Origin of the sequence: Mesorhizobium sp. M8A.F.Ca.ET.181.01.1.1 (assembly GCF_004792025.1) — a bacterium.
In the GTDB taxonomy this organism is placed as follows: domain Bacteria; phylum Pseudomonadota; class Alphaproteobacteria; order Rhizobiales; family Rhizobiaceae; genus Mesorhizobium.
Map to the genome: position 1 here is coordinate 1 of NZ_SRTV01000190.1, position 314 is coordinate 314.

Sequence of the window (314 nt, forward strand, 5' to 3'; positions counted from 1 at the left end):
GTGGAGGTGCCGTCGTTGGTGCTGGTGGACTGCATGTACAGCGCGTTTTCCACGCCGTTGACCTGCGTTTCGATCGGCAACGCCACGCGGTCGATCACCGTCGCCGCGCTTGCGCCAGGAAAGTGCGCGACGACCTGTACGGTGGGCGGCGTGATCGGCGGATATTGCGCGACCGGCAGGTTGATCAGCGCAACCGCGCCGAGCAGCATCACGATCAGCGCGATCACATTGGCAAATACCGGGCGCTCGACGAAGAAGCGGATCATGAGCGACCCTGCACGGCGGCGTCTACTGTCTGCACCTTGATGCCGGGC

The 314-nt window shown here is 64.3% G+C and carries 1 protein-coding gene; it reads right to left on the reverse strand.

Features of this window, described 5'->3' with window-relative positions; translation table 11 throughout:
* The coding region (locus tag EN824_RS34190) for an efflux RND transporter permease subunit (protein WP_135933213.1) at positions 1-266 on the reverse strand (266 nt) is incomplete at its 3' end.
* Positions 267-314: the final 48 nt, after the last annotated feature.